The sequence below is a fragment of the Ensifer sp. GW823-FHT05D09 genome, from assembly GCF_058795755.1.
In genome coordinates, this window is sequence record NZ_JBXAIA010000018.1 from 1 (window position 1) to 19,940 (window position 19,940).

The 19,940-nt window shown below is 61.6% G+C and carries 21 protein-coding genes; 17 read left to right on the top strand and 4 right to left on the bottom strand.

Features of this window, described 5'->3' with window-relative positions; all coding sequences use genetic code 11:
* Together AC1Q80_RS29925 and hpaI are read left to right on the top strand one after the other, a co-directional pair.
* The coding region (locus AC1Q80_RS29925; RefSeq protein ID WP_492362873.1) for an aldehyde dehydrogenase family protein at nt 1–172 on the top strand (172 nt) is incomplete at its 5' end.
* Nucleotides 173–281: 109 nt separating this feature from the next.
* Entirely contained in the window at nt 282–1,088 is an 807-nt protein-coding gene (gene hpaI / locus AC1Q80_RS29930) for a 4-hydroxy-2-oxoheptanedioate aldolase (RefSeq protein WP_492362840.1), read from the top strand.
* Here hpaI and AC1Q80_RS29935 read toward each other — a convergent pair.
* Together AC1Q80_RS29935 and AC1Q80_RS29940 are read right to left on the bottom strand one after the other, a co-directional pair.
* Nucleotides 1,082–2,173: a mannitol dehydrogenase family protein gene (locus AC1Q80_RS29935; RefSeq protein ID WP_492362841.1), complete on the bottom strand. Its 1,092-nt coding sequence runs from the start codon at nt 2,171–2,173 to the stop codon at nt 1,082–1,084. The two genes, hpaI and AC1Q80_RS29935, sit on opposite strands and share 7 nt — an antisense overlap.
* A 17-nt stretch (nt 2,174–2,190) precedes the next feature.
* Nucleotides 2,191–3,069 carry a GntR family transcriptional regulator gene (locus AC1Q80_RS29940; protein ID WP_173418474.1) on the bottom strand — a complete coding sequence of 293 codons (879 nt, stop codon included), beginning with the start codon at nt 3,067–3,069 and terminating at the stop codon, nt 2,191–2,193.
* Between the two features lie 277 nt (nt 3,070–3,346).
* Here AC1Q80_RS29940 and AC1Q80_RS29945 point away from each other — a divergent pair, with 277 nt between their 5' ends.
* The 10 genes from AC1Q80_RS29945 (at nt 3,347) to AC1Q80_RS29990 (ending at nt 14,014) form a co-directional block, all read left to right on the top strand.
* Entirely contained in the window at nt 3,347–4,852 is a 1,506-nt protein-coding gene (locus tag AC1Q80_RS29945) for a UxaA family hydrolase (RefSeq protein ID WP_492362842.1), read from the top strand.
* A 40-nt stretch (nt 4,853–4,892) separates the two neighbouring features.
* On the top strand, nt 4,893–5,912 hold the full coding sequence (locus tag AC1Q80_RS29950) for an aldo/keto reductase (protein ID WP_492362843.1): 1,020 nt from the start codon (nt 4,893–4,895) through the stop codon (nt 5,910–5,912).
* A 236-nt stretch (nt 5,913–6,148) separates the two neighbouring features.
* Nucleotides 6,149–7,138 (top strand): ABC transporter substrate-binding protein, encoded by a 990-nt coding sequence (locus AC1Q80_RS29955; RefSeq protein ID WP_492362844.1) that lies wholly within the window; start codon nt 6,149–6,151, stop codon nt 7,136–7,138.
* Between the two features lie 112 nt (nt 7,139–7,250).
* The gene (locus tag AC1Q80_RS29960) at nt 7,251–8,804 is read left to right on the top strand and encodes a sugar ABC transporter ATP-binding protein (RefSeq protein ID WP_492362845.1); all 1,554 of its coding nucleotides are present in this window, start codon (nt 7,251–7,253) and stop codon (nt 8,802–8,804) included.
* Nucleotides 8,805–8,844: 40 nt separating this feature from the next.
* Nucleotides 8,845–9,822: an ABC transporter permease gene (locus tag AC1Q80_RS29965; RefSeq protein ID WP_173418479.1), complete on the top strand. Its 978-nt coding sequence runs from the start codon at nt 8,845–8,847 to the stop codon at nt 9,820–9,822.
* A 33-nt stretch (nt 9,823–9,855) separates the two neighbouring features.
* On the top strand, nt 9,856–10,878 hold the full coding sequence (locus tag AC1Q80_RS29970; RefSeq protein WP_492362846.1) for a zinc-binding alcohol dehydrogenase family protein: 1,023 nt from the start codon (nt 9,856–9,858) through the stop codon (nt 10,876–10,878).
* 334 nt (nt 10,879–11,212) lie between these two features.
* Entirely contained in the window at nt 11,213–12,487 is a 1,275-nt protein-coding gene (phaZ, locus tag AC1Q80_RS29975; protein WP_173418481.1) for a polyhydroxyalkanoate depolymerase, read from the top strand.
* Between the two features lie 147 nt (nt 12,488–12,634).
* Nucleotides 12,635–13,063: a DUF2852 domain-containing protein gene (locus tag AC1Q80_RS29980; RefSeq protein ID WP_492362847.1), complete on the top strand. Its 429-nt coding sequence runs from the start codon at nt 12,635–12,637 to the stop codon at nt 13,061–13,063.
* Nucleotides 13,064–13,066: 3 nt separating this feature from the next.
* Nucleotides 13,067–13,210 carry a hypothetical protein gene (locus AC1Q80_RS29985; RefSeq protein WP_492362848.1) on the top strand — a complete coding sequence of 48 codons (144 nt, stop codon included), beginning with the start codon at nt 13,067–13,069 and terminating at the stop codon, nt 13,208–13,210.
* Between the two features lie 48 nt (nt 13,211–13,258).
* Entirely contained in the window at nt 13,259–14,014 is a 756-nt protein-coding gene (locus AC1Q80_RS29990; protein WP_492362849.1) for a M48 family metallopeptidase, read from the top strand.
* Between the two features lie 14 nt (nt 14,015–14,028).
* Here the strand turns inward: AC1Q80_RS29990 and AC1Q80_RS29995 are convergent, their stop codons facing one another.
* On the bottom strand, nt 14,029–14,229 hold the full coding sequence (locus AC1Q80_RS29995) for a YqaE/Pmp3 family membrane protein (RefSeq protein WP_173418484.1): 201 nt from the start codon (nt 14,227–14,229) through the stop codon (nt 14,029–14,031).
* Nucleotides 14,230–14,360: 131 nt separating this feature from the next.
* On the opposite strand from AC1Q80_RS29995, the gene AC1Q80_RS30000 reads away from it, so the two are divergent.
* From AC1Q80_RS30000 to AC1Q80_RS30020, 5 genes are read left to right on the top strand one after another with little or no spacing between them, the layout of a single operon-like run.
* Entirely contained in the window at nt 14,361–15,035 is a 675-nt protein-coding gene (locus AC1Q80_RS30000) for a phosphoribosylanthranilate isomerase (protein ID WP_492362850.1), read from the top strand.
* On the top strand, nt 15,032–16,252 hold the full coding sequence (gene trpB, locus AC1Q80_RS30005) for a tryptophan synthase subunit beta (RefSeq protein WP_112810491.1): 1,221 nt from the start codon (nt 15,032–15,034) through the stop codon (nt 16,250–16,252). Before AC1Q80_RS30000 ends, trpB begins: the two co-directional genes overlap by 4 nt.
* A gap of 5 nt (nt 16,253–16,257) precedes the next feature.
* Nucleotides 16,258–17,097 carry a tryptophan synthase subunit alpha gene (gene trpA, locus AC1Q80_RS30010; RefSeq protein WP_492362851.1) on the top strand — a complete coding sequence of 280 codons (840 nt, stop codon included), beginning with the start codon at nt 16,258–16,260 and terminating at the stop codon, nt 17,095–17,097.
* Between the two features lie 51 nt (nt 17,098–17,148).
* On the top strand, nt 17,149–18,066 hold the full coding sequence (accD, locus tag AC1Q80_RS30015) for an acetyl-CoA carboxylase, carboxyltransferase subunit beta (protein WP_492362852.1): 918 nt from the start codon (nt 17,149–17,151) through the stop codon (nt 18,064–18,066).
* Between the two features lie 27 nt (nt 18,067–18,093).
* Nucleotides 18,094–19,437 (top strand): bifunctional folylpolyglutamate synthase/dihydrofolate synthase, encoded by a 1,344-nt coding sequence (locus AC1Q80_RS30020; protein ID WP_173418489.1) that lies wholly within the window; start codon nt 18,094–18,096, stop codon nt 19,435–19,437.
* Between the two features lie 114 nt (nt 19,438–19,551).
* Here the strand turns inward: AC1Q80_RS30020 and trxA are convergent, their stop codons facing one another.
* Nucleotides 19,552–19,875 carry a thioredoxin gene (trxA, locus tag AC1Q80_RS30025; RefSeq protein ID WP_025425335.1) on the bottom strand — a complete coding sequence of 108 codons (324 nt, stop codon included), beginning with the start codon at nt 19,873–19,875 and terminating at the stop codon, nt 19,552–19,554.
* Nucleotides 19,876–19,940 lie beyond the last annotated feature (65 nt).

Genomic DNA, 19,940 nt, shown 5'->3' on the forward strand with positions numbered 1-19,940 from the left:
GGTTGCCGAGGCGCTGGAATACGGCATGGTCGGGGTCAACACCGGGTTGATTTCGACCGCGGAAGCACCGTTCGGCGGCGTCAAGCTCTCCGGCCTCGGCCGCGAAGGCTCCAGATACGGCATCGAGGAATTCACCGAGATCAAATATGTCTGCCTCGGCGGTATCGCCTGACGCATTTGCAGCGTGAAACAATCAGATCGCGAAACCGGCTGGAAAGTTCTGGCCGGTTTTTTTGTTTGCCGCTAGAGAAGTTGCAGTCGTGAAAAGAGGAGATGACGCGATGCCGGCACCAGGCAACCCCTTCAAGGCAGCCCTTCGCGAACAGCGCTTTCAGCTCGGGCTCTGGGTCGCGCTGGCAAGCCCCTATGCGGCTGAGGTCGTCTCCGGCAGCGGCTACGACTGGCTGTTGATCGACGGCGAGCACGCGCCCAACGATCTGCCGCTGCTCTCGGCGCAGTTCCGGGCCGTTGTCGCATCCGCCAGCCACCCGATCGTCCGTCTTCCGGTTGGCGATACCGCGATGATCAAGCAGATCCTCGATGTCGGTGTGCAGACGCTGCTCATTCCGATGGTCGAAAGCGTCGAGCAGGCGAAAGAGCTGGTTCGCGCGACGCGTTATCCGCCGCATGGCATTCGCGGCGTCGGTGCGGCACTGGCGCGTGCGTCCGAGTTCGGCCGGATTACCGACTATCTCCACACCGCAAACGAGCAGATCTGCCTTCTGCTGCAGATCGAGAGCCGCGCGGGTCTTGCGGCGATCGACGAGATTGCCGCCCTTGAAGGCGTCGATGGCCTGTTCATCGGCCCATCGGATCTGGCCGCCGACATGGGCTATCTCGGCAGCCCGGGGCACCCGGAAGTGCGCGCGGCGATCATCGACGCCTTCGCGCGCATCGAAAAGGCCGGAAAGGCAAGGGGTATCATGACGCTCGATCTCGCACAGGCCCGCGACTACCGCGATCTCGGCGCCGATTTCATGGCGATCGGGACCGATGTCACGTCGCTGGTTCGGGCGACCCAGGCGCTGCGACAGGAGTTTACCGGCGAAGAAAGCCCGAAGGCCAACAAGATGGAATCCGGCTACTGATCGCAGATCGTGGTTAGCATCGGCATCGAAACGCCCGGGCTCCAGTGGCGGAGTCCGGCAATCCTCCTCACGATCTTTTCAGAGTGATGGTTGGCGATATCGGCGAGCCGATGATCGAGGAACGGATTTCGGAAGCGGTCGAGCGTGGTTTCGACATAGGCGCTGGCCTGTTGCCCAAGGCCCTTGGCGGCGAAGGCAGGAACCACTTCCCGGTCGTAGATATCGTCGAGCCGCCTGGCGATATCGGCATGGCCAAGGATCTGCCGGACCGTTTCGCCGGGATCGCGCCGCCCCCTGATCCATATATCCGCAAGCACCGTATGGCCGAGGTTGAGGATATGCAGCTTGAGCTTTTCATAGGGTGTCAGGTCGTCGACCAGCAGCACGCATGCGTGCGCGCAGGGCGCCTTCAGCCCGGGCTGTTTCTCGATCGCCCATAGGGCGTAAGGCTCGGCCACGGCGCCGGCCGGCTCGATCGGTTCGGAGACGATGCGGTCGACCAGCGTATTGGCCCAGATGACCTCGTTCGCCAGCCAGTCCGAGAGACGAGTGTCGTCAAGCCGCTCAAGCGCGAGCTCCAGCACGATCGCTTTCAGCACATCGCCGTTGCGCGACACCAGTTCGCAGGGAAGGACAGTGAGCGGCTGGCCGCCGGCGTCGAAACGCGCTTTCAGAAGCAGCAGCAGTTTACCGGGAAAAGACCTCGGCACGGGCGCCGAAAGGTCGTCGTCTGATGTGTCGTATCCAGTATCGCCGGTGTTCGAGATCAGAAACTCGGCCTCGGCCGCCACGACATCACGAACTGCATCCCAGTTGCCGTCGGTCGACAGCGCGCGGGTGACGCTCGTGACCCGCTCGACCTTGTCGACCGGTTCGCCGTCGACAAGCCCTCGGATCACCACCGGATATCCGCCAGGCTGCGTCAATGCCGCAAGACGTCCTGCTCGCTCGGCTGAACCTGTGGTCTGGACGACTGTGATGTGTCCGGGTGCCGCCTGCCGATGGAGCGCTTCGCTGATGAAGAGATCGGCATGGGCCTGGAGAAAACGGCTCGTCCCAAACTGCACAAACGGTGTCTTCATCATGGCGTTCCGGTAGCTGGCTATGGAATGGATTGCAGCAGCGTCTCGCGCGCCGAGCGCAGATGACGCCTGCAGGCTTCCTCGGCGCGTTTGGCATCGTGCGACCGCAGCGCTTCGATATAGGCAAGATGTTCTTCCAGCGCCCGCGCGTTTCGCTGCCGCGCGTTGGTCTTGTTCCATTGGTAGTGGTAGTGGAACACGATCGAGATGATGTCGTAGAAATCGACGATGAAACGATTGCTCGACGATTTGTGCACGAGCAGATGGAAGCGCTCGTCGAGCTCGGAGAATTCCTTGTAGCGGTTGTCGATGTCCGCGAGGATCTCGTGGTGCAGCGCTTCGATCCTGCTCAACTCCTGCCAGGCCGAATGGCTGTCCGGCAGCGCCACGAAGCTTGCAGCCGAGCGAAGCTCGAACATCTCGCGGACCTCGGTCAGTTCCAGCGCAAATTCGCGGGTAAAGCCCTTGAGGATCCAGTGGCTGTTCGGTCGCTTCTCGATCAGCCCGAACCGGCTGAAGCGGATCAGGAATTCCCGCACGCTGGTGGTGCCGGTACCGATTTCGCGCGCCAGTTCCAGCTCGTTGATCTGCATGCCCGGCTCGGCGCCGCCGGCCAGAATCCGGCGCATGAAGCTGCGCTCGATGATCTCGGCGAGTGAATCCGTTTCTTCCGTCGGGAAGTAATCGTCAGGCCGCGGTTGGCGCAGCACGATCTTCTTGCGCTTGTCCCAGGTGATCAACTTCGCCTCTTCGAAGCGGCCGAGAATGGCCCGCACCGTCGTCCGGCTGACGCCGAGCACCTGTCCCAGCTCCGGTTCGGAAGGCAGGGAGGATGTTTCCGCCAGCACTTTCAAGCAGCGGTTATAGGCATCCTTGAAGACAGTGTTCTGCTTTGCCATTACCAGGGTCCGGGCGGTTGAGGTTTCGCGGGCGACGGAGCGCTGATGCGATCAGCCTTCGTCGGCCGCCGATCTAGCCTGCCGCAACGCACTTGTCTTCGTCTGTCGCACGAAAATCATGACGTTTCTCCCCTGTGGTCGCTGTGCTCGCGGGCGCACGTCGTACCGCTGCACTTGTATCGCCGCATAATACCCATTGACGGCAATCTGTCTATTGTGGATAAAAGACAAATAAGCCCTTCTCGAAATCGCAGCAATTTTCACGGAGAAATTCAGGGTGTCTGTGCCGTCTTCAATCCTTCTGGCGCCCGAGGACAATGTGGTCGTGGCAACGCTTACGATCGCACCCGGTGAAGTTCTGCCGGGCGGCGTCCGCACGGCGACGAAGATCGATCCGGGCCACAAGGTTGCGATCCGGCCGATTCATGCGGGCGATCCCGTGGTCAAATATGCCCAGGCGATCGGACGCGCGACCAGCGACATAAAAGCCGGCGAGCATGTGCATTCCCACAACCTCTCCTTCGATCAGGATCGGCTGGCGATCAGCCCGCAAGGCGCGCCGGAAGAGGCGAGCGCTACCGACAGGGCGCGCACTTTCATGGGCTACCGACGCGGCGACGGACGGGCGGCGACGCGCAACTATATCGGCATCATTGCCAGCGTGAACTGTTCCACCACGGTCTGTCGCGCGATCGCCGAGGAGGCCAACAGGCGCATCTTGCCGAAATACGAAGGCATCGACGGCTTCGTCCCCATCGTCCATGACCAGGGCTGCGGCATGTCTTCGACCGGCGACGGCATGATGAACCTGCACAGGACGTTGGCGGGCTACGCAAGGCATGTGAATTTCGGTGGCGTTCTGATGGTCGGGCTGGGCTGCGAGGTCAATCAGCTGACGCTCTACGGGCAAAGCGGGGCAGGGCAGGAAAAGCGCCATTTCAATATCCAGGAGGCTGGCGGCTCGCGGCGTTCGGTCGAGCGGGCGCTCGGCATGCTCGACGAAATTGCCGAGGAAGTCGGCCGGCAGCATCGTGTTGCCATTCCGGTGAGCGAGATCATCGTCGGTCTGCAATGCGGCGGCTCTGATGGCCTGTCCGGCATCACCGCCAACCCGGCTCTGGGGGCGGCGGTGGATATCCTGGCGGCCGCCGGCGGCACCGCCATCCTGTCCGAGACCTCGGAAATCTACGGTGCCGAACATCTGCTGCGCAGCCGGGCCGCTAACGACGCGGTTGCCGCCAAGCTCGATGGTCTGATCGCCTGGTGGGAAAACTATGTGGCGCTGCACGGCGCCTCGCTCGACAACAATCCTTCGCCGGGCAACAAGCGCGGTGGTCTGACGACCATTCTGGAGAAGTCGCTGGGGGCTGTGGCCAAGGGCGGCCGTTCGCCGCTCAATGCGGTCTACGGCTACGCCGAGCGCGTCACCGAACACGGCCTCGTCTTTATGGATACACCCGGCTACGACCCGGTATCGGCGACCGGCCAGGTTGCCGGCGGCGCCAATGTGATTGCCTTTACCACTGGCCGCGGCAGCTGTTTCGGCTGCAGGCCGGCACCGTCGATCAAGCTGACCAGCAACACCGCGCTGTTTCAGTCGATGGAAGAAGACATGGACATCGATTGTGGCGTGATCGCCTCCGGGGAGGCGACGATCGCCGGTCTCGGCCGCGAGATCTTCGATCTGATCATCGATACCGCGTCAGGAAAGAAGACCAAGAGCGAACTCTTCGGTTACGGCGACAACGAATTCGTGCCCTGGCATCTCGGGGCGACACTCTGACGATGTGATTTCGCGCATCCTTGGGGGAGGAGACAAGGGAATGCAGACGAGAAAGATCGGTCGCACCGACCTGTCGGTGACCGAATACAGTTTTGGCGCCGCCGGCCTTGGCGGGCTCTATCGGGAGTGCACGCGCGACGCGGCGATGGCAACGCTTGATGCCGCCTGGGCCGCCGGCTTGCGCTACTTCGACGTTGCGCCGTACTACGGCCTCGGGCTTGCCGAGCGTCGGGTCGGAGACTTCCTGCGCGACAAGCCGCGTGACGAGTTTGTGCTGTCAACCAAGGTCGGGCGGCTGCTCCACCCTGTGCCTGAGGGCACGGTGCCGGACTATTCCTACGTCAAGCCGCTGAACTTCGACGTAGCGTACGACTACAGCTACGATGCCATCATGCGTTCGGTCGAATTCAGCTATGCGCGCCTCGGTCTCAATCGCATCGATATCCTCTATGTGCACGATATCGGCGTCTACACCCATGGCGCCGCCCGCAACGCCGTCTACCTGAAGCAATTGCTGGATTCGGGCGTGAAGGCATTGGAAGAACTGAAGGCTGCTGGCGTCATCGCCGCCTACGGTCTGGGGGTCAACGAGGTCCCGGTTTGCCTCGAGGTGATGCGGCATGCCGATATCGACTGCATCCTGCTTGCTGGCCGCTATACGCTGCTCGACCGGTCCGCCGTCGCCGAGCTTCTGCCGCTCTGCGAAAAGAAGAAGACGTCGCTTATCGTCGGCGGCGTGTTCAATTCGGGCATCCTTGCGACCGGCCCCGTCGATGGCGCGCATTTCGACTATATGCCGGCCAACAGCGAGGTCCTTGAGAAGGTCGGCGCGATGGAGCGGATCGCCCGGGAGTGGGGTGTACCGCTTGCCGCTGCCGCCATGCAGTTCCCGCTCGACAATCCGGTGGTTGCCTCGGTCCTGCTCGGGACAGCGAAACCGGAGAGCTTGCGGCGCAACATGGATGCGCTGAGGCACAGACTGTCTACGGACGGTTTCTCGGCCTTTGAGCCCTACACGCTTGTGGCGCCGGCGCTTGGACTGGAGGCTGTCCGGGCCTGACGCTTCGGGAGCCGGATCAGCGATCTTCGCGGGTAGGGTTCCCAGACGCCGCATATCGAAACGCAACGCCGGAGGAGGCAGCACAGTCACGCAAATCGCAGCAACGACTGCTTGCAAAGCGGACAGTGTTGTATTAGCGTTTCGATATGTTTTTTATCGATAAAAGATCGAACTGCAAGCACCTGGCAGATCGATCTCCATAAGATGGAACGAGGTGCACTGAGAGGAGAAACCCAATGAGCATAACCAAGCACATTCTTTCCCGTCGTGCCTTCACCGCTCTCGCCGGAGCTGCGATGATCGCCACCATGGCGCCGGCCGCATCCTTCGCGCAGGATGTCACCATTCCGATCATCGTCAAGGACACCACGTCGTTCTACTGGCAGATCGTGCTGGCTGGTGCGCGTGCAGCCGGCAAGGATCTCGGCGTCAACGTTCCCGAACTCGGCGCACAGTCCGAATCCGATATCAACGGTCAGATCAGCATTCTCGAAAACGCCGTTGCCGGTTCCCCGGCTGCCGTCGTGATCTCGCCGACGGAATTCAAGGCTCTGGGCAAACCGATCGACGAGGCCGCTAAAGCGGTTCCGATCATCGGCATCGACTCCGGCGCCGATTCCAAGGCCTTCTCCTCGTTCCTGACGACCGACAATGTCCAGGGTGGCAGGATCGCAGCCGATGGTCTGGCTGCAGCGATCAAGGAAATGTCGGGCAAGGAAGAGGGCGATATCGCCATTATCACCAGCCTGCCGGGCGTCGGTTCGCTTGACCAGCGCCGCGAAGGCTTCCTCGACCAGGTCAAGACGAAATATCCGGGCTTCAAGGTCGTTGCCGACAAATATGCCGATGGTCAGGCAACCACTGGCCTCAACATGATGACCGACCTGATCACCGCCAACCCGAACCTTGTCGGCGTCTTTGCCTCCAACCTGATCATGGCGCAGGGCGTTGGCCAGGCGATCGCCGAAAACAAGCTCGGCGACAAGATCAAGGTCATCGGCTTCGACAGCGACGAGAAGACCGTCGGCTTCCTCAAGGAAGGCGTTTTGGCTGGCCTCGTCGTCCAGGATCCCTATCGCATGGGCTATGATGGCGTGAAGACAGCGCTTGCGGTCTCGAAGAAGGAGAAGGTCGAGGCCAATGTCGATACCGGCGCCAATCTGGTGACCAAGGCGAACATGGCTGAGCCGAAGATCGACGCTCTGCTCAACCCGAAGGTCAATTGACGGCAATCGGCGGCAAGCGCGCGAGCGTCGCCTGCCGCCGAGAATACGGGTGCCAGCGGTCGGATACGAGGACCGGCCGCTGGCAGTCCGCACGATGGGGAGGAGTGCTGAGATGCCAGGTCTTGACGAGGTCAGCGATATCAAGAGCGACGGTTTGAGGACGGCTGCCCGCCACCCGGTGCCGAAGGGCGAACCGATCCTGGAAATGCGAGCGCTGCAGAAGAAGTACGGCGCTGTCGAAGCATTGAAACCCGCCTCAATCACATTCCTGTCCGGAGAAGTTCATGCCATCGTCGGCGAAAACGGCGCCGGCAAGTCGACGCTGATCAAGCTTTTGACGGGTGTCATCCGCCGCACCTCGGGCGAAATCTACTGGTGCGGCAAGCCGGTTCAGCTCGACAACCCGCAGGAGGCGATCGCGCGCGGCATCAACGCCGTGCATCAGGAGGTCGTGCTTTGCCCGCATTTGAGCGTGGCTGCCAACATGTTCCTCGGCGACGAGATCAACAGCGCCGGCCTGATGCGCAAGCGTGCCATGACCGAGGCGGCCCAGAGCGTGCTTGATGATCTCGGCTTCAACCTGCCGGCGGCCGCAACGCTCGGCAGCCTGACGATTGGCCAGCAACAGCTCGTCGCGACCGCCCGCGCCGCCATGCGCGGCACCCAGTTTTTGATCTTCGACGAGCCGACCGCCTATCTGACCCGCCAGGAATCCGCCCAGCTCTTCCGGCTCATTCGCCGGCTACAGGGCGAGGGGGTGACGATCGTCTATATCAGCCATCGCATGGAGGAAGTCTTCGAGCTGGCCGATCGGGTCTCGGTGCTGCGCGACGGCACCCATGTCGGCACACGAAAGATCGGCGAGACCAACGACGCCGAATTGATCACCCTGATGATCAACCGCACGATCGAGCAGATCTATCACAAGGAACATTTTCAAGCCGGTGAAACGATCCTCGAAACCCGGGGCTTGAGCGGCCCCGGCTTCGAGGATGTGTCGCTCACTGTTCGTGCCGGGGAGATCGTCGGCCTCTACGGCTTGATCGGTGCCGGACGAAGCGAGTTTGCCCTTGGCCTCTACGGCCGCCATGCGGCGACTGCAGGCGAGGTCTACTGGCAGGGACGCAAGGTCAATATCGCCAATGAACGCAAGGCGATGGACCTCGGCATCGCGCTGGCGCCCGAAAGCCGGCGCGATCAGGGCCTTTGCCTCAACCTGCCGATCGGCCTCAATATCAATCTGCCGATCTTCAGTCGATTGACCCGCGGTCTGACCATCAACCGTCAGAAGGAAATCGAGAATGCCGACCGACAGATCAAGGATCTGAAGATCAAGACGCCGTCGCGTCGCGTGCTGGCGTCCGCGATGTCCGGCGGCAATCAGCAGAAGATCGTCATCGGCAAGTGGCTGAGCCACGGCGCCAAGCTGTTCATCTTCGACGAACCGACGGTCGGCGTCGATGTCGGCACCAAGGCGGAAATCTACCGGCTGTTCGCCCGGCTTCTGGAGAACGGCGCAGGGATCATCCTGATCTCCTCCTATCTGCCGGAGGTCTACGAACTCTCCGATCGCCTTCACGTGTTTCGGCGTGGGCGGCTGGTCGCCAGCCACGATTATCGCGCGGCGAGCCATGAGGAAGTGCTGACGCAGGCAATCGGCGTCTGATTTCGACAATGAAAATCAAGGGCAAGCAGGGAGAACGACGATGAGTGCTGAAACGGTCGAAAGCGGAACGGGTCCGGCGCCGCGGAAAGGCGTGAGCATTCTGTTCGGCCTGACGCTTCTCGGGCTCCTGCTTTTCCTCTGGCTGCTCCTGGGCCTTGCCACCAACAGTTTCTGGACGCCGAACAACATCAGCAACCTCTTGCGCCAGGGTGCGATGACGGCGATCCTCGCCGTCGGCCAGACCTTCGTTATCATCACTGCCGGCATCGATCTGTCCGTCGGTGCCGTTGTCGGCTTCACCAGCGTCATCGTCGCCTGGCTGCTTGCCGCCGGCGTGCCGCTCTGGATCGCCATCATCCTGACGCTCGCCTTCGGCGTCTTGATCGGCGCTTTCCATGCCTTCGGCATCGTTCGCATGGGGCTGCCGCCGTTCATCATCACGCTCGCAACGCTGACGTCGCTGCGCGGCATCGGGCTCTTGATCACGAACGGCTCGACGATCTCGATTACCAACGAGGCCTTCACCAATTTTTCCCGCGCCGATTTTCTCGGCGTGCCAAGCCTGTTCTGGATGGTGATCGTGGTGGCGATCCCGGCCTATGTCTTCCTGCACCTGAGCCGCTTCGGCCGCTACCTCTTTGCCGTCGGCTCCAACAGCGAGGCGGCGCGGCTTTCCGGTGTCAACGTGCATCGCACCATCTATCTCGCCTACATTCTGTCTTCGACCTGCGCCGCCTTCGTCGGCCTGCTCCTCGCCTCTCGCATCGGCATCGGCAACGCCACCCAGGCCGAAGGCTGGGAACTGCAGGCGATTGCCTCCTCGGTCATCGGCGGCACCAGTCTCTTCGGCGCGGTCGGCTCGGTGCATGGCCCGCTGCTCGGCGCCTTCATCCTCGCCACGATCAACAACGGTGCCAACCTGCTCAACGTCAATTCGTTCTGGCAGCGCATCATCACCGGCGTGCTGATCATCGTGATCGTCTATTTTGACCAGCTCAGGCGGCGCGGCGCCCGTTAGGCGCCCGGCTCCCAACAACATACGGAAAATGCCATGAAAGCCGTCCTTTGCCCGCAACCCGGTCGCCTGGAGATCGTTGACCGTGCGCCGGTGCCGGCCCCACCCGCGGGTTGGATCAGCGTCGCCGTCAGCCATGTCGGCATCTGCGGCACCGACTATCACATCTTCGCCGGCAAGCACCCGTTCCTGGAATATCCGCGCGTCATGGGCCACGAGATCTCCGCCACCGTGCTTGCTAACGGACCGGGAACGGTGATCGCGCCAGGCACGCCTGTCGTGGTCAATCCCTATCTCTCCTGCGGCCTGTGTGTCGCCTGCCGCCGTGGAAAGCCGAACTGCTGCACGGCGATCAAGGTGCTCGGTGTCCACACGGACGGCGCCTTCTGCGAGGAAATCCTCGTGCCCGAAGGCAATCTTTATCCGGCCATCGACCTCACGCCGGAAGCGGCCGCGACGGTGGAGTTTCTCGCCATCGGCGCCCACGCTGTGCGCCGGGCTGCCGCACCGGCCGGTGCGCGCGCCCTGGTCATCGGTGCCGGGCCGATCGGGCTTGGAACGGCCATTTTCTCGCGCATCGCCGGCCACGTCGTCACGCTGATGGATACCAGCACTGAAAGGTTGGCTTTCGCGACCGACCGACTCGGTTTCGGCGGCGGCCTCGTCGCTGACGAAGCAGCCGGCCGCCGCATCGCCGAAGCCACGGATGGCGACGGATACGACGTCGTCTTCGATGCCACCGGCCACGCCGGCTCGATGGAAGCTGCCTTCGGCCATGTGGCGCATGGGGGAACGCTGGTGTTCGTCAGCGTCGTCAAGGACGAGATCCGCTTCTCCGATCCGGAATTTCACAAGCGGGAGATGACGCTGATCGGCAGCCGCAACGCCACACGCGAGGATTTCGACCATGTGGTCAATGCGATCAGGCAAGGGCTGGTGCCGGTGGAGGCGCTGATTACCCATCGAACGACGATGGACGCGGTGGTTGAAGATTTGCCGCGCTGGGCAAACGAGAAATCCGGCCTGGTCAAGGCGATTGTCCGGATCGCGGCGGCGTGACGCCCCGGTCCTGCTGCAATGCGGAAGATCGGATTGGGGCCTGGCGGCCGTGGGGCGCTTCAGAAAAAAGCGTCTGCCCGTGCCCAAAAACGCGAATTTCTGAAGAAAACGGACGGTTTCGGCCAGCTCCGGGCAAGTCCGTTTGTTAAATATCAGCAATCCGGGCGCATTCTCGCAGAAGTCGCTTGTATCGAGGTGAAACGGGTATACTTGTTGCAGTGCACAAGAAACATGGTAGTCTTGCAAGGATTGCGGACACCAAGACAAACAATCGCAAGCTTGCGTCCGACTGGGAGCGGCGTTGTCGTTGATTGAACCAAGGGGTACGCTTCCTATGTTCTACCAGCTCTACGAATTGAACCATGCGATGATGGCGCCGTGGCGGACGGCGGCGGATGCCATGCGGCTTGCTTTCAGCAATCCGATGAACCCGATCTCGCACACCTATTTCGGCCGCGCGACAGCCGCTGGCCTCGAGGTCTTCGAACGAACGACGCGTCGCTACGGCAAGCCGGAATTCGGCCTTCCCGAAACGCTGATCGACGGACAGCCCGTCGGCGTTCACGAGCGCATCGTCTGGCGCGAGCCGTTCTGCAACCTGATCCATTTCGAACGGGCGCTGCCCAAGGGCAGGGCTGCCGATCCGAAAGTGCTGATCGTTGCGCCGATGTCGGGCCACTATGCGACACTGCTGCGCGGAACCGTCGAAGCCCTGCTGCCGCATTCCGATATCTACATCACCGACTGGATCGACGCGCGCATGGTGCCCTTGAGCGAGGGCAATTTCGATCTCGATGATTACATCGACTACGTCATACAGATGCTGCACTTCCTTGGGCCTGACACGCACGTGATCGGGGTCTGTCAGCCGGCGGTCCCGGTGCTCGCAGCGGTCGCAGTGATGGAGGCGGCTGGCGATCCGCTGTCACCGGCCTCGATGACGCTGATGGGCGGGCCGATCGATACGCGCATCAACCCGACGGCCGTCAACAAGCTGGCCGAAGAGCGGCCGATCGAGTGGTTCCGCGACAATGTCGTCATGCCGGTGCCGTGGCCGCAGCCGGGCTTCATGCGTATGGTCTATCCCGGCTTCCTGCAGCTCTCGGGTTTCATGTCGATGAACCTCGACCGTCACCTGATCGCCCACAAGGAGTTCTTTGCCCACCTGGTGAAGAACGATGGCGATGCCGCCGAGAAACACCGCGATTTCTACGACGAATATCTTGCCGTGATGGATCTGACGGCTGAGTTCTACCTTCAGACCGTTCAGGTCGTCTTCATGCAGCATGCGCTGCCGAAGGGCGAGATGATGCATCGCGGCCGACGCGTCGATACCACGGCGATCAAGAAGGTCGCGCTCTTGACGGTCGAAGGCGAGAACGACGATATTTCGGGTCTCGGCCAGACGAAGGCGGCGCAGACGATCTGCACCAACATCCCCGAGCATATGCGCATGCACTATATGCAGCCTGATGTCGGGCACTACGGTGTGTTCAACGGCTCGCGTTTCCGTCGTGAGATCGCACCGCGCATCGTCGCCTTCCAGCGCGAGCATGCCCGGCATACCAACCCGGTAAAGCAGGTGATCAAGGGCGGAAAAACCGCCTGATTTGTGAAAATCAGGGCTTTTGACCGCGTAGTGTCAAGGGCTTGTCCGATTCCGGGGAAGGGCGTCTTGTAGTCGATAGCGCGCCTTCCCACATCGTTTTCACCGGGCTGCAATGGGTGGTCCGGTTGATTGCGAGGAATCCTGAAGATGAACCAATCTGCTTTGATCCGTCCGGATTGGACGCCTGCGACCATTGCATTGATGGTGCTCGGTTTCGTGGTTTTCTGGCCGCTCGGCCTGGCCATGCTCGCCTACATCCTCTTCGGCGAGAAACTGAAAACGTTCAAGAAAGACGCCAACGGCACGGTCGACAGCATGTGCTCAGCCTTCAAGCGCGGCAATCGCGCCAACTGGACGCAGCCGCATCGCACCGGCAACGTTGCCTTTGATGACTGGCGTGAAGCCGAACTTGCCCGCCTCGACGAAGAGCGCCGCAAGCTCGATGAAATGCGCGAAGAATTCGATTCCTACGTGCGCGAGCTTCGCCGCGCCAAGGACCAGGACGAGTTCGACCGCTTCATGCGCGACCGCCGTAACGGCGGCTCCGGTCCTGTTGCCCCGTTTGAGGCAAACTGAGTGATGAAAAAGACATCCGGTGTTTCACATGAAACGCCGGATGTCGCGATCGGCATAAGGCGCCACCTGTCGCTTCAAACGCGCAAATGGCGCCGTCTCATGTCGATCAGCAACACCGGCAATTCCCTGGATCGCGGCGCGCTTTAGGGAATTATGCATTAGCCGAAAAGGCCGCGAATCGGATAGAAAGCCGTCATGTTCCCTTCTTTTACGCGGCGGCGCACCCCTCCAGTTCCTGTCGACACGACCCGAGAAATCGAAGTCGCGGGCAAGATGCTTCCGCTGACCATAAGGCAGAATTCGCGCGCCACCCGCATGACGCTGCGCATTGAGCCCGGTGGCCGCGCGCTGAAGTTGACGATCCCGCAGGGGCTTGCCGATCGTGAGGTGAACGCCTTCCTCACTCGCCATCAGGGCTGGCTGATGACCAAGCTGGCGCGGTTCTCCGGCGAAAGCCAGCTGGAAGAGGGTGGTTCGATCCTGATCCGCGGCATCGCCCATCGGATCGAAAGAACAGGAAAAATCAGAGGGTTGACTGAAGCAGTGATCGACGGTGACGAGGCGATACTGCACGTCAGCGGCGGCGAGGAACATCTGCGCCGCCGTATCGTCGATTTTCTGAAGAAGGAAGCGCGGCACGATCTTGATCGCCTGGTCGCGGTCTATGCCGGGCGGATCGGCCGGCGGCCCAAATCGCTGAGCCTGAAGGATACGCGCAGCCGCTGGGGATCCTGTTCGGCCGATGGGGCTTTGAGTTTTTCATGGCGCATCGTCATGGCGCCGCCGAAGGTCATCGCCTATCTCGCCGCGCACGAAGTGGCGCATCTTCAGGAAATGAACCACGGGCCCGATTTCTGGGCGCTTTGCGAGAAGCTTTGCCCCGACACAAACGATGCCAAGCGCTGGCTGAGGCGCAACGGCACGATGCTGCACGCCATCGATTTCAACTAGACTGCTCTTTGAGATCAGCCGCGACTGCGGCCGGCAAGCGCTGCCTGGATCTTCTCGTCCGTCTTGTATTGGCTGAGTGCGTAGACGGACCAGATCGCTGCCGGTACCCAGCCGATCAGGGTCAACTGCAGGACAAGGCAGATGATGCCGGCAAAGGGACGGCCGATGGTGAAGAACTGAAGCCAGGGCAGAATGAGGGCAAGCAGCAGACGCATTCGTCTCTCCGTTGTGATAGAATGCATATGGTGAGCGCAGGCCGAGACCGCAATGCCGCACCCTCTGGACGACGGTGCGCAGGGTGGTTTTTGGCTCGACTCCAGCGACATTTCATGCAAGGTCGCTTCTCATGAAAACCGAAGTGAAGATATGCGGCCTGAAGACCGCGGAAGCGGTGGATCGCGCGGTTGCGCTCGGCGCATCGCACACGGGCTTCATCTTTTTTGCCAAGAGCCCGCGCAACCTCGAACCCGATGACGCCGGCCGTCTGGCGGACAGGATCCGCGGCAAGGCCAAGATCGTCGCTGTCACCGTCGATGCCGACAATGACGATCTCGACGAGATCGTCGCAGCGCTCAATCCCAACATTTTGCAGCTTCATGGCAGCGAAACGCCCGACCGGGTGCTCACCGTCAAGGCGGTCTATGGCCTTCCGGTGATGAAAGCCTTGTCGATCCGCGACGCCGACGATCTGAAAAAGGTCGAGCCCTATATCGGCATCGCCGATCGGTTTCTCTTTGATGCCAAGCCTCCGGCAGGATCGGAATTGCCCGGCGGCAACGGTGTTTCCTTCGACTGGACGCTGCTCGATGCGCTTGACGGCAGCGTCGATTACATGCTTTCCGGTGGTTTGAACGTGAATAACATCGGTGAAGCCCTAGCGCAGACGCGCGCCCGTGCCATCGATACGTCCTCCGGCGTCGAGAGCGCGCCGGGCGTCAAGGATCTGAAGCTCATGGAATCGTTTTTCGATGCCGTTCGCCACGCGGAGGCGATTACGGCACGGTCAGGGAGCAAGACGTGAACGAGGCGCCAAAACTGAATTCCTTCCGGGCGGGACCTGACGAAGACGGCCGTTTCGGCATTTTCGGTGGCCGCTTCGTTGCGGAAACCCTGATGCCCCTGATCCTCGACCTGCAGGCCGAGTGGGACAAGGCCAAGAACGATCCGGCGTTCAAGGCCGAACTCGACAATCTCGGCGCCCACTACATCGGTCGTCCGAGCCCGCTTTATTTCGCCGAGCGGCTGACGGAAGAACTTGGCGGCGCCAAGATCTACTTCAAGCGCGAGGAGCTGAACCATACTGGTTCGCACAAGATCAACAATTGCATCGGCCAGATCCTGCTGGCCAAGCGCATGGGCAAGACACGCATCATCGCCGAAACCGGTGCCGGCCAGCACGGCGTGGCGTCTGCGACCGTCGCCGCCCGCTTCGGCCTGCCTTGCGTCGTCTACATGGGCGCGACCGACGTCGAGCGCCAGGCGCCGAACGTCTTCCGCATGAAGCTTCTCGGCGCCGAGGTGAAGCCGGTCACAGCTGGCAACGGTACGCTCAAGGACGCCATGAACGAAGCGCTGCGTGACTGGGTCACCAATGTCGACAACACCTATTATCTGATCGGCACAGCTGCCGGTCCGCATCCCTATCCGGAGATGGTCCGCGACTTTCAAGCCGTCATCGGCCAGGAGGCGAAGGCGCAGATGCTTGAAGCCGAAGGCCGGCTTCCCGATCTCGTCGTTGCTGCCGTCGGCGGCGGTTCCAACGCGATCGGTATCTTCCATTCGTTTCTCGACGATGAAGGCGTGAAGATCGTCGGCGTCGAGGCTGGGGGCAAGGGGCTCGATGGCGACGAGCATTGCGCGTCGATCACCGCCGGCTCGCCGGGCGTACTGCACGGCAACCGTACCTACCTGCTGCAGGACGGCGACGGCCAGATCAAGGAAGGCCATTCAATTTCGGCAGGCCTCGACTATCCCGGCATCGGTCCGGAACACTCCTGGCTCAACGATGTCGGTCGCGTCGAATATGTGCCGATCATGGACCACGAGGCATTGGAAGCCTTCCAGATGCTGACCCGTCTTGAAGGCATCATCCCGGCACTGGAGCCGTCGCACGCGCTCGCCGAGGTCATCAAGCGCGCGCCGACGATGGGCAAGGACGAGATCATCCTGATGAATCTCTCCGGTCGCGGCGACAAGGACATTTTCACCGTCGGCAAGATTCTGGGTATGGGGCTGTAACGATCATGACCGCACGCATGGACAGAAAGTTCGCCGATGTGGCGTCGGAAGGACGTCCGGTCCTCGTCACCTATTTCATGGGCGGCGACCCCGATTTCGAAACCTCCGTCTCCATCATGAAGGCGCTGCCGAAGGCCGGTGCCGATGTCATCGAACTCGGCATGCCGTTCTCGGACCCGATGGCCGACGGACCGGCGATCCAGCTTGCCGGCCAGCGTTCGCTGAAGGCCGGCCAGACGCTGGCTAAGACGATCGAGATCGCCCGCCGTTTCCGCGAGGAAGACCAGCGCACGCCGATCGTGCTGATGGGCTACTACAATCCGATCTACATCTACGGTGTCGATCGCTTCCTGACGGACGCCGTGGACGCTGGTATCGATGGGTTGATCGTCGTCGATCTCCCACCGGAAATGGATGACGAGCTCTGCATCCCGGCGCTTGAGAAGGGCATCAATTTCATTCGCCTGGCGACGCCGACGACGGATGACCGCCGTCTGCCGAAGGTGCTCGAAAATACCTCGGGCTTCGTGTACTACGTCTCGATGAACGGCATCACCGGGTCGGCCTTGCCGGACCCGTCATTGATCGCCGGTGCCGTAGACCGTATCAAGACCCATACGAAACTGCCTGTTTGCGTCGGTTTCGGCGTCAAGACGGCGGAACATGCAAGAGCTATCGGTGCATCTGCCGATGGCGTCGTCGTCGGTACGGCGATTGTCAATCAGATCGCGTCGAGCCTGACCGAAGAGGGTAAGGCAACGGACGCGACGGTACCGGGTGTCGAAGCGCTTGTAAGGGGCCTGTCGGCAGGCGTGCGATCCGCACGGCTCGCAGCAGCCGAATAATTGCCTATATTAGCGCGCACAACCCGAAGAAAATCTTCAGGAGACTATTAAGTGAACTGGATCACAAACTACGTTCGGCCGAAAATCAATTCGATGCTGGGCCGCAGGGAAGTGGCGGAGAATCTCTGGATCAAGTGCCCGGAAACCGGCGAGATGGTGTATCACCGCGATCTCGAGGAAAACAAATGGGTCATCCCGCAATCCGGCTTCCACATGAAGATGCCGGCCAAGGCACGGTTGAAGGATCTGTTCGACGGTGGCATCTACGAGGCCCTGCCGCAGCCAAAGGTGGCGCAGGATCCGCTGAAGTTCCGCGATTCCAAGAAATACGCCGACCGTCTTCGTGACAGCCGCGCCAAGACCGAACTGGAAGACACGATCGTCGCCGGTCTCGGCCGCGTCCAGGGCGTCAAGCTTGTCGGCGTGGTACATGAGTTCAACTTCATCGGCGGTTCGCTCGGCATGGCCGCAGGCGAAGCGATCGTGAAGGCCTTCGAAAAGGCGATCGCGGAGAAGTGCCCGCTGGTCATCTTCCCGGCCTCCGGTGGCGCCCGCATGCAGGAAGGCATCCTGTCGCTGATGCAGTTGCCGCGTACCACTGTTGCCGTCAACATGCTCAAGGAAGCCGGTCTTCCCTATATCGTCGTGTTGACCAACCCGACCACCGGCGGTGTTACTGCCTCCTACGCCATGCTCGGGGATATTCAGATCGCCGAGCCCGGCGCCGAAATCGGCTTTGCCGGCAAGCGCGTGATCGAGCAGACGCTGCGCGAGAAGCTGCCCGAAGGCTTCCAGACAGCCGAATACCTGCTGGAACACGGCATGATCGACATGGTCGTAAAGCGCCACGACATCCCGTCGACGCTGGCACGCGTGCTGAAGATCCTGATGAAGAAGCCGGCCGATGCGGTAAAGCTCAACGGCGGCGGTGCAGACCCAGTGGCCTTGCCAGTAGCGGCAAGCGCATAGCATACGATCCTATCGGGGCAGGGCGAGATGACAGCGGTGGAAGCCAGCGAAGCAGGCTACGAGATCGAAAAACTCCTTGCCTTGCATCCGAAAGGCTTCGACCTGTCGTTGGACAGGATAACCCGGCTTCTGGCCGCGCTCGGCAATCCGCAGGACCGCCTGCCGCCGATCATTCACGTGGCGGGCACCAACGGCAAGGGCTCCGTCACCGCGTTTTCGCGGGCGCTGCTCGAGGCCGCGGGCTTGAGCGTCCACGTCCATACCTCTCCGCACCTAGTCAACTGGCACGAGCGCTACCGGCTCGGGGTCAAGGGTGGCAAGGGCAAGCTCGTCAGCGATCCGGTTCTGGCCGATGCGGTTCGACGCGTGGCGGAAGCCAATGGCGGCGAGAAGATCACCGTCTTTGAAATCCTGACTGCCGTCACCTTCGTGCTTTTTGCCGAACATCCGGCCGACGTCGCGATCATCGAGGTCGGTCTCGGTGGCCGCTTCGACGCGACCAATGTCATAACCAATCCGGCCGTCTCGGTGATCATGCCGATCTCGCTCGATCACCAGGCCTATCTCGGCGATCGGGTCGAGCTGATCGCGGCGGAAAAAGCCGGCATCATGAAGCGTGGCTGCCCTGTCGTCATCGGCCAGCAGGAAGAAGAAGGCGTTCGCGACGTCCTGACCTCGACCGCCGAGCGCCTCGGCTGCCCGATGTCCGTCTACGGTCAGGATTTCCTGGCGCATGAGGAATTCGGCCGCCTTGTCTATCAGGACGAGCGTGGTCTGTCCGACCTGCCGCTGCCGAAGCTGCCGGGTCGGCATCAATATGCCAATGCGGCTGCAGCCATTCGTGCCGTGCGAGCGGCCGGTTTCGATGTGCCGGATGCCGCGATCGAGCGGGGCGTTGCCGGGGTCGAGTGGCCGGGGCGCCTTCAGCGCCTGGGCGGCGGTAAGCTTGGCCATTACGGCCCGCAGGATGCGGAGATTTGGGTCGATGGCGGCCACAATCCCGGTGCCGGGCAGGTGATCGCCGAAGCGATGGCGAATTTCGAGGAGCGCGAATCCCGGCCGCTATTCCTGATCATCGGTATGATCAACACCAAGGATCCGCTCGGCTATTTCCGAGCCTTCGTCGATCTTGCCGAGCAGGTCTTTACCGTGCCGATCCGGGCTTCGGATGCCGGGCTCGATCCGGTGGCGCTGGCGCAGGATGCCGCCTCTGTCGGCTTCGAGGCGTCCGCCGTTTCATCGGTGGCCGAGGCGCTGACGATCATTGCCAATCTTGTCGACGAAGACCCTGTGCCGCCACGCATCCTGATCGGCGGTTCGCTCTATCTCGTCGGCGACGTGCTTGCCGACAACGGCACGCCGCCGAAGTGATCGGCTGCTGCGACAAGGATCGCAGCGATCTTTGCAGGACCATCCACGCGCAACATTCAAGGCAAGAAAAAAGCCCGGCAAGCCGGGCTTTGAAGTCGGTTCGAGAAGGTGGCCTTAAGCGGCCGCAGTCGAAATCCAGGACGTCAGGGCCGTCTTCGGCGCAGCACCAACCTTGATGTCGGCAACTTCACCAGCCTTGAACATGGCAAGCGTCGGGATCGAGCGCACGCCGTACTGCGCGGCCAGTTCCGGGTTCTCGTCGATGTTCAGCTTCACGACCTTGACCTTGCCGGCGAGCTCGTTGGAGATTTCCTCGAGGCTCGGCGCGATCATCTTGCACGGGCCGCACCATTCAGCCCAGAAATCGACAACCACCGGCTCGGCGGCGTTCAGCACTTCCTGCTGAAAATTGGATGTATCGACTTTTACAGTAGCCATCGGCTGCTCCTTGCGTTCGAAATGTCGGTGTCCAGATGTTGTGTCTCATGTGAGACCGCCCCACT

Coding starts and splice junctions, on each gene's coding strand:
- phaZ (WP_173418481.1), top strand. CDS start 11,213: ATGTTCTACCAGCTCTACGAATTGAACCATGCGATGATGGCGCCGTGG.
- trxA (WP_025425335.1), bottom strand. CDS start 19,875: ATGGCTACTGTAAAAGTCGATACATCCAATTTTCAGCAGGAAGTGCTG.
- AC1Q80_RS30000 (WP_492362850.1), top strand. CDS start 14,361: ATGAAAACCGAAGTGAAGATATGCGGCCTGAAGACCGCGGAAGCGGTG.
- AC1Q80_RS29950 (WP_492362843.1), top strand. CDS start 4,893: ATGCAGACGAGAAAGATCGGTCGCACCGACCTGTCGGTGACCGAATAC.
- AC1Q80_RS29940 (WP_173418474.1), bottom strand. CDS start 3,069: ATGGCAAAGCAGAACACTGTCTTCAAGGATGCCTATAACCGCTGCTTG.
- AC1Q80_RS29955 (WP_492362844.1), top strand. CDS start 6,149: ATGAGCATAACCAAGCACATTCTTTCCCGTCGTGCCTTCACCGCTCTC.
- AC1Q80_RS29985 (WP_492362848.1), top strand. CDS start 13,067: ATGAAAAAGACATCCGGTGTTTCACATGAAACGCCGGATGTCGCGATC.
- AC1Q80_RS29935 (WP_492362841.1), bottom strand. CDS start 2,173: ATGATGAAGACACCGTTTGTGCAGTTTGGGACGAGCCGTTTTCTCCAG.
- AC1Q80_RS30020 (WP_173418489.1), top strand. CDS start 18,094: ATGACAGCGGTGGAAGCCAGCGAAGCAGGCTACGAGATCGAAAAACTC.
- AC1Q80_RS29995 (WP_173418484.1), bottom strand. CDS start 14,229: ATGCGTCTGCTGCTTGCCCTCATTCTGCCCTGGCTTCAGTTCTTCACC.
- AC1Q80_RS29980 (WP_492362847.1), top strand. CDS start 12,635: ATGAACCAATCTGCTTTGATCCGTCCGGATTGGACGCCTGCGACCATT.
- trpA (WP_492362851.1), top strand. CDS start 16,258: ATGACCGCACGCATGGACAGAAAGTTCGCCGATGTGGCGTCGGAAGGA.
- hpaI (WP_492362840.1), top strand. CDS start 282: ATGCCGGCACCAGGCAACCCCTTCAAGGCAGCCCTTCGCGAACAGCGC.
- AC1Q80_RS29970 (WP_492362846.1), top strand. CDS start 9,856: ATGAAAGCCGTCCTTTGCCCGCAACCCGGTCGCCTGGAGATCGTTGAC.
- AC1Q80_RS29960 (WP_492362845.1), top strand. CDS start 7,251: ATGCCAGGTCTTGACGAGGTCAGCGATATCAAGAGCGACGGTTTGAGG.
- AC1Q80_RS29965 (WP_173418479.1), top strand. CDS start 8,845: ATGAGTGCTGAAACGGTCGAAAGCGGAACGGGTCCGGCGCCGCGGAAA.
- AC1Q80_RS29990 (WP_492362849.1), top strand. CDS start 13,259: ATGTTCCCTTCTTTTACGCGGCGGCGCACCCCTCCAGTTCCTGTCGAC.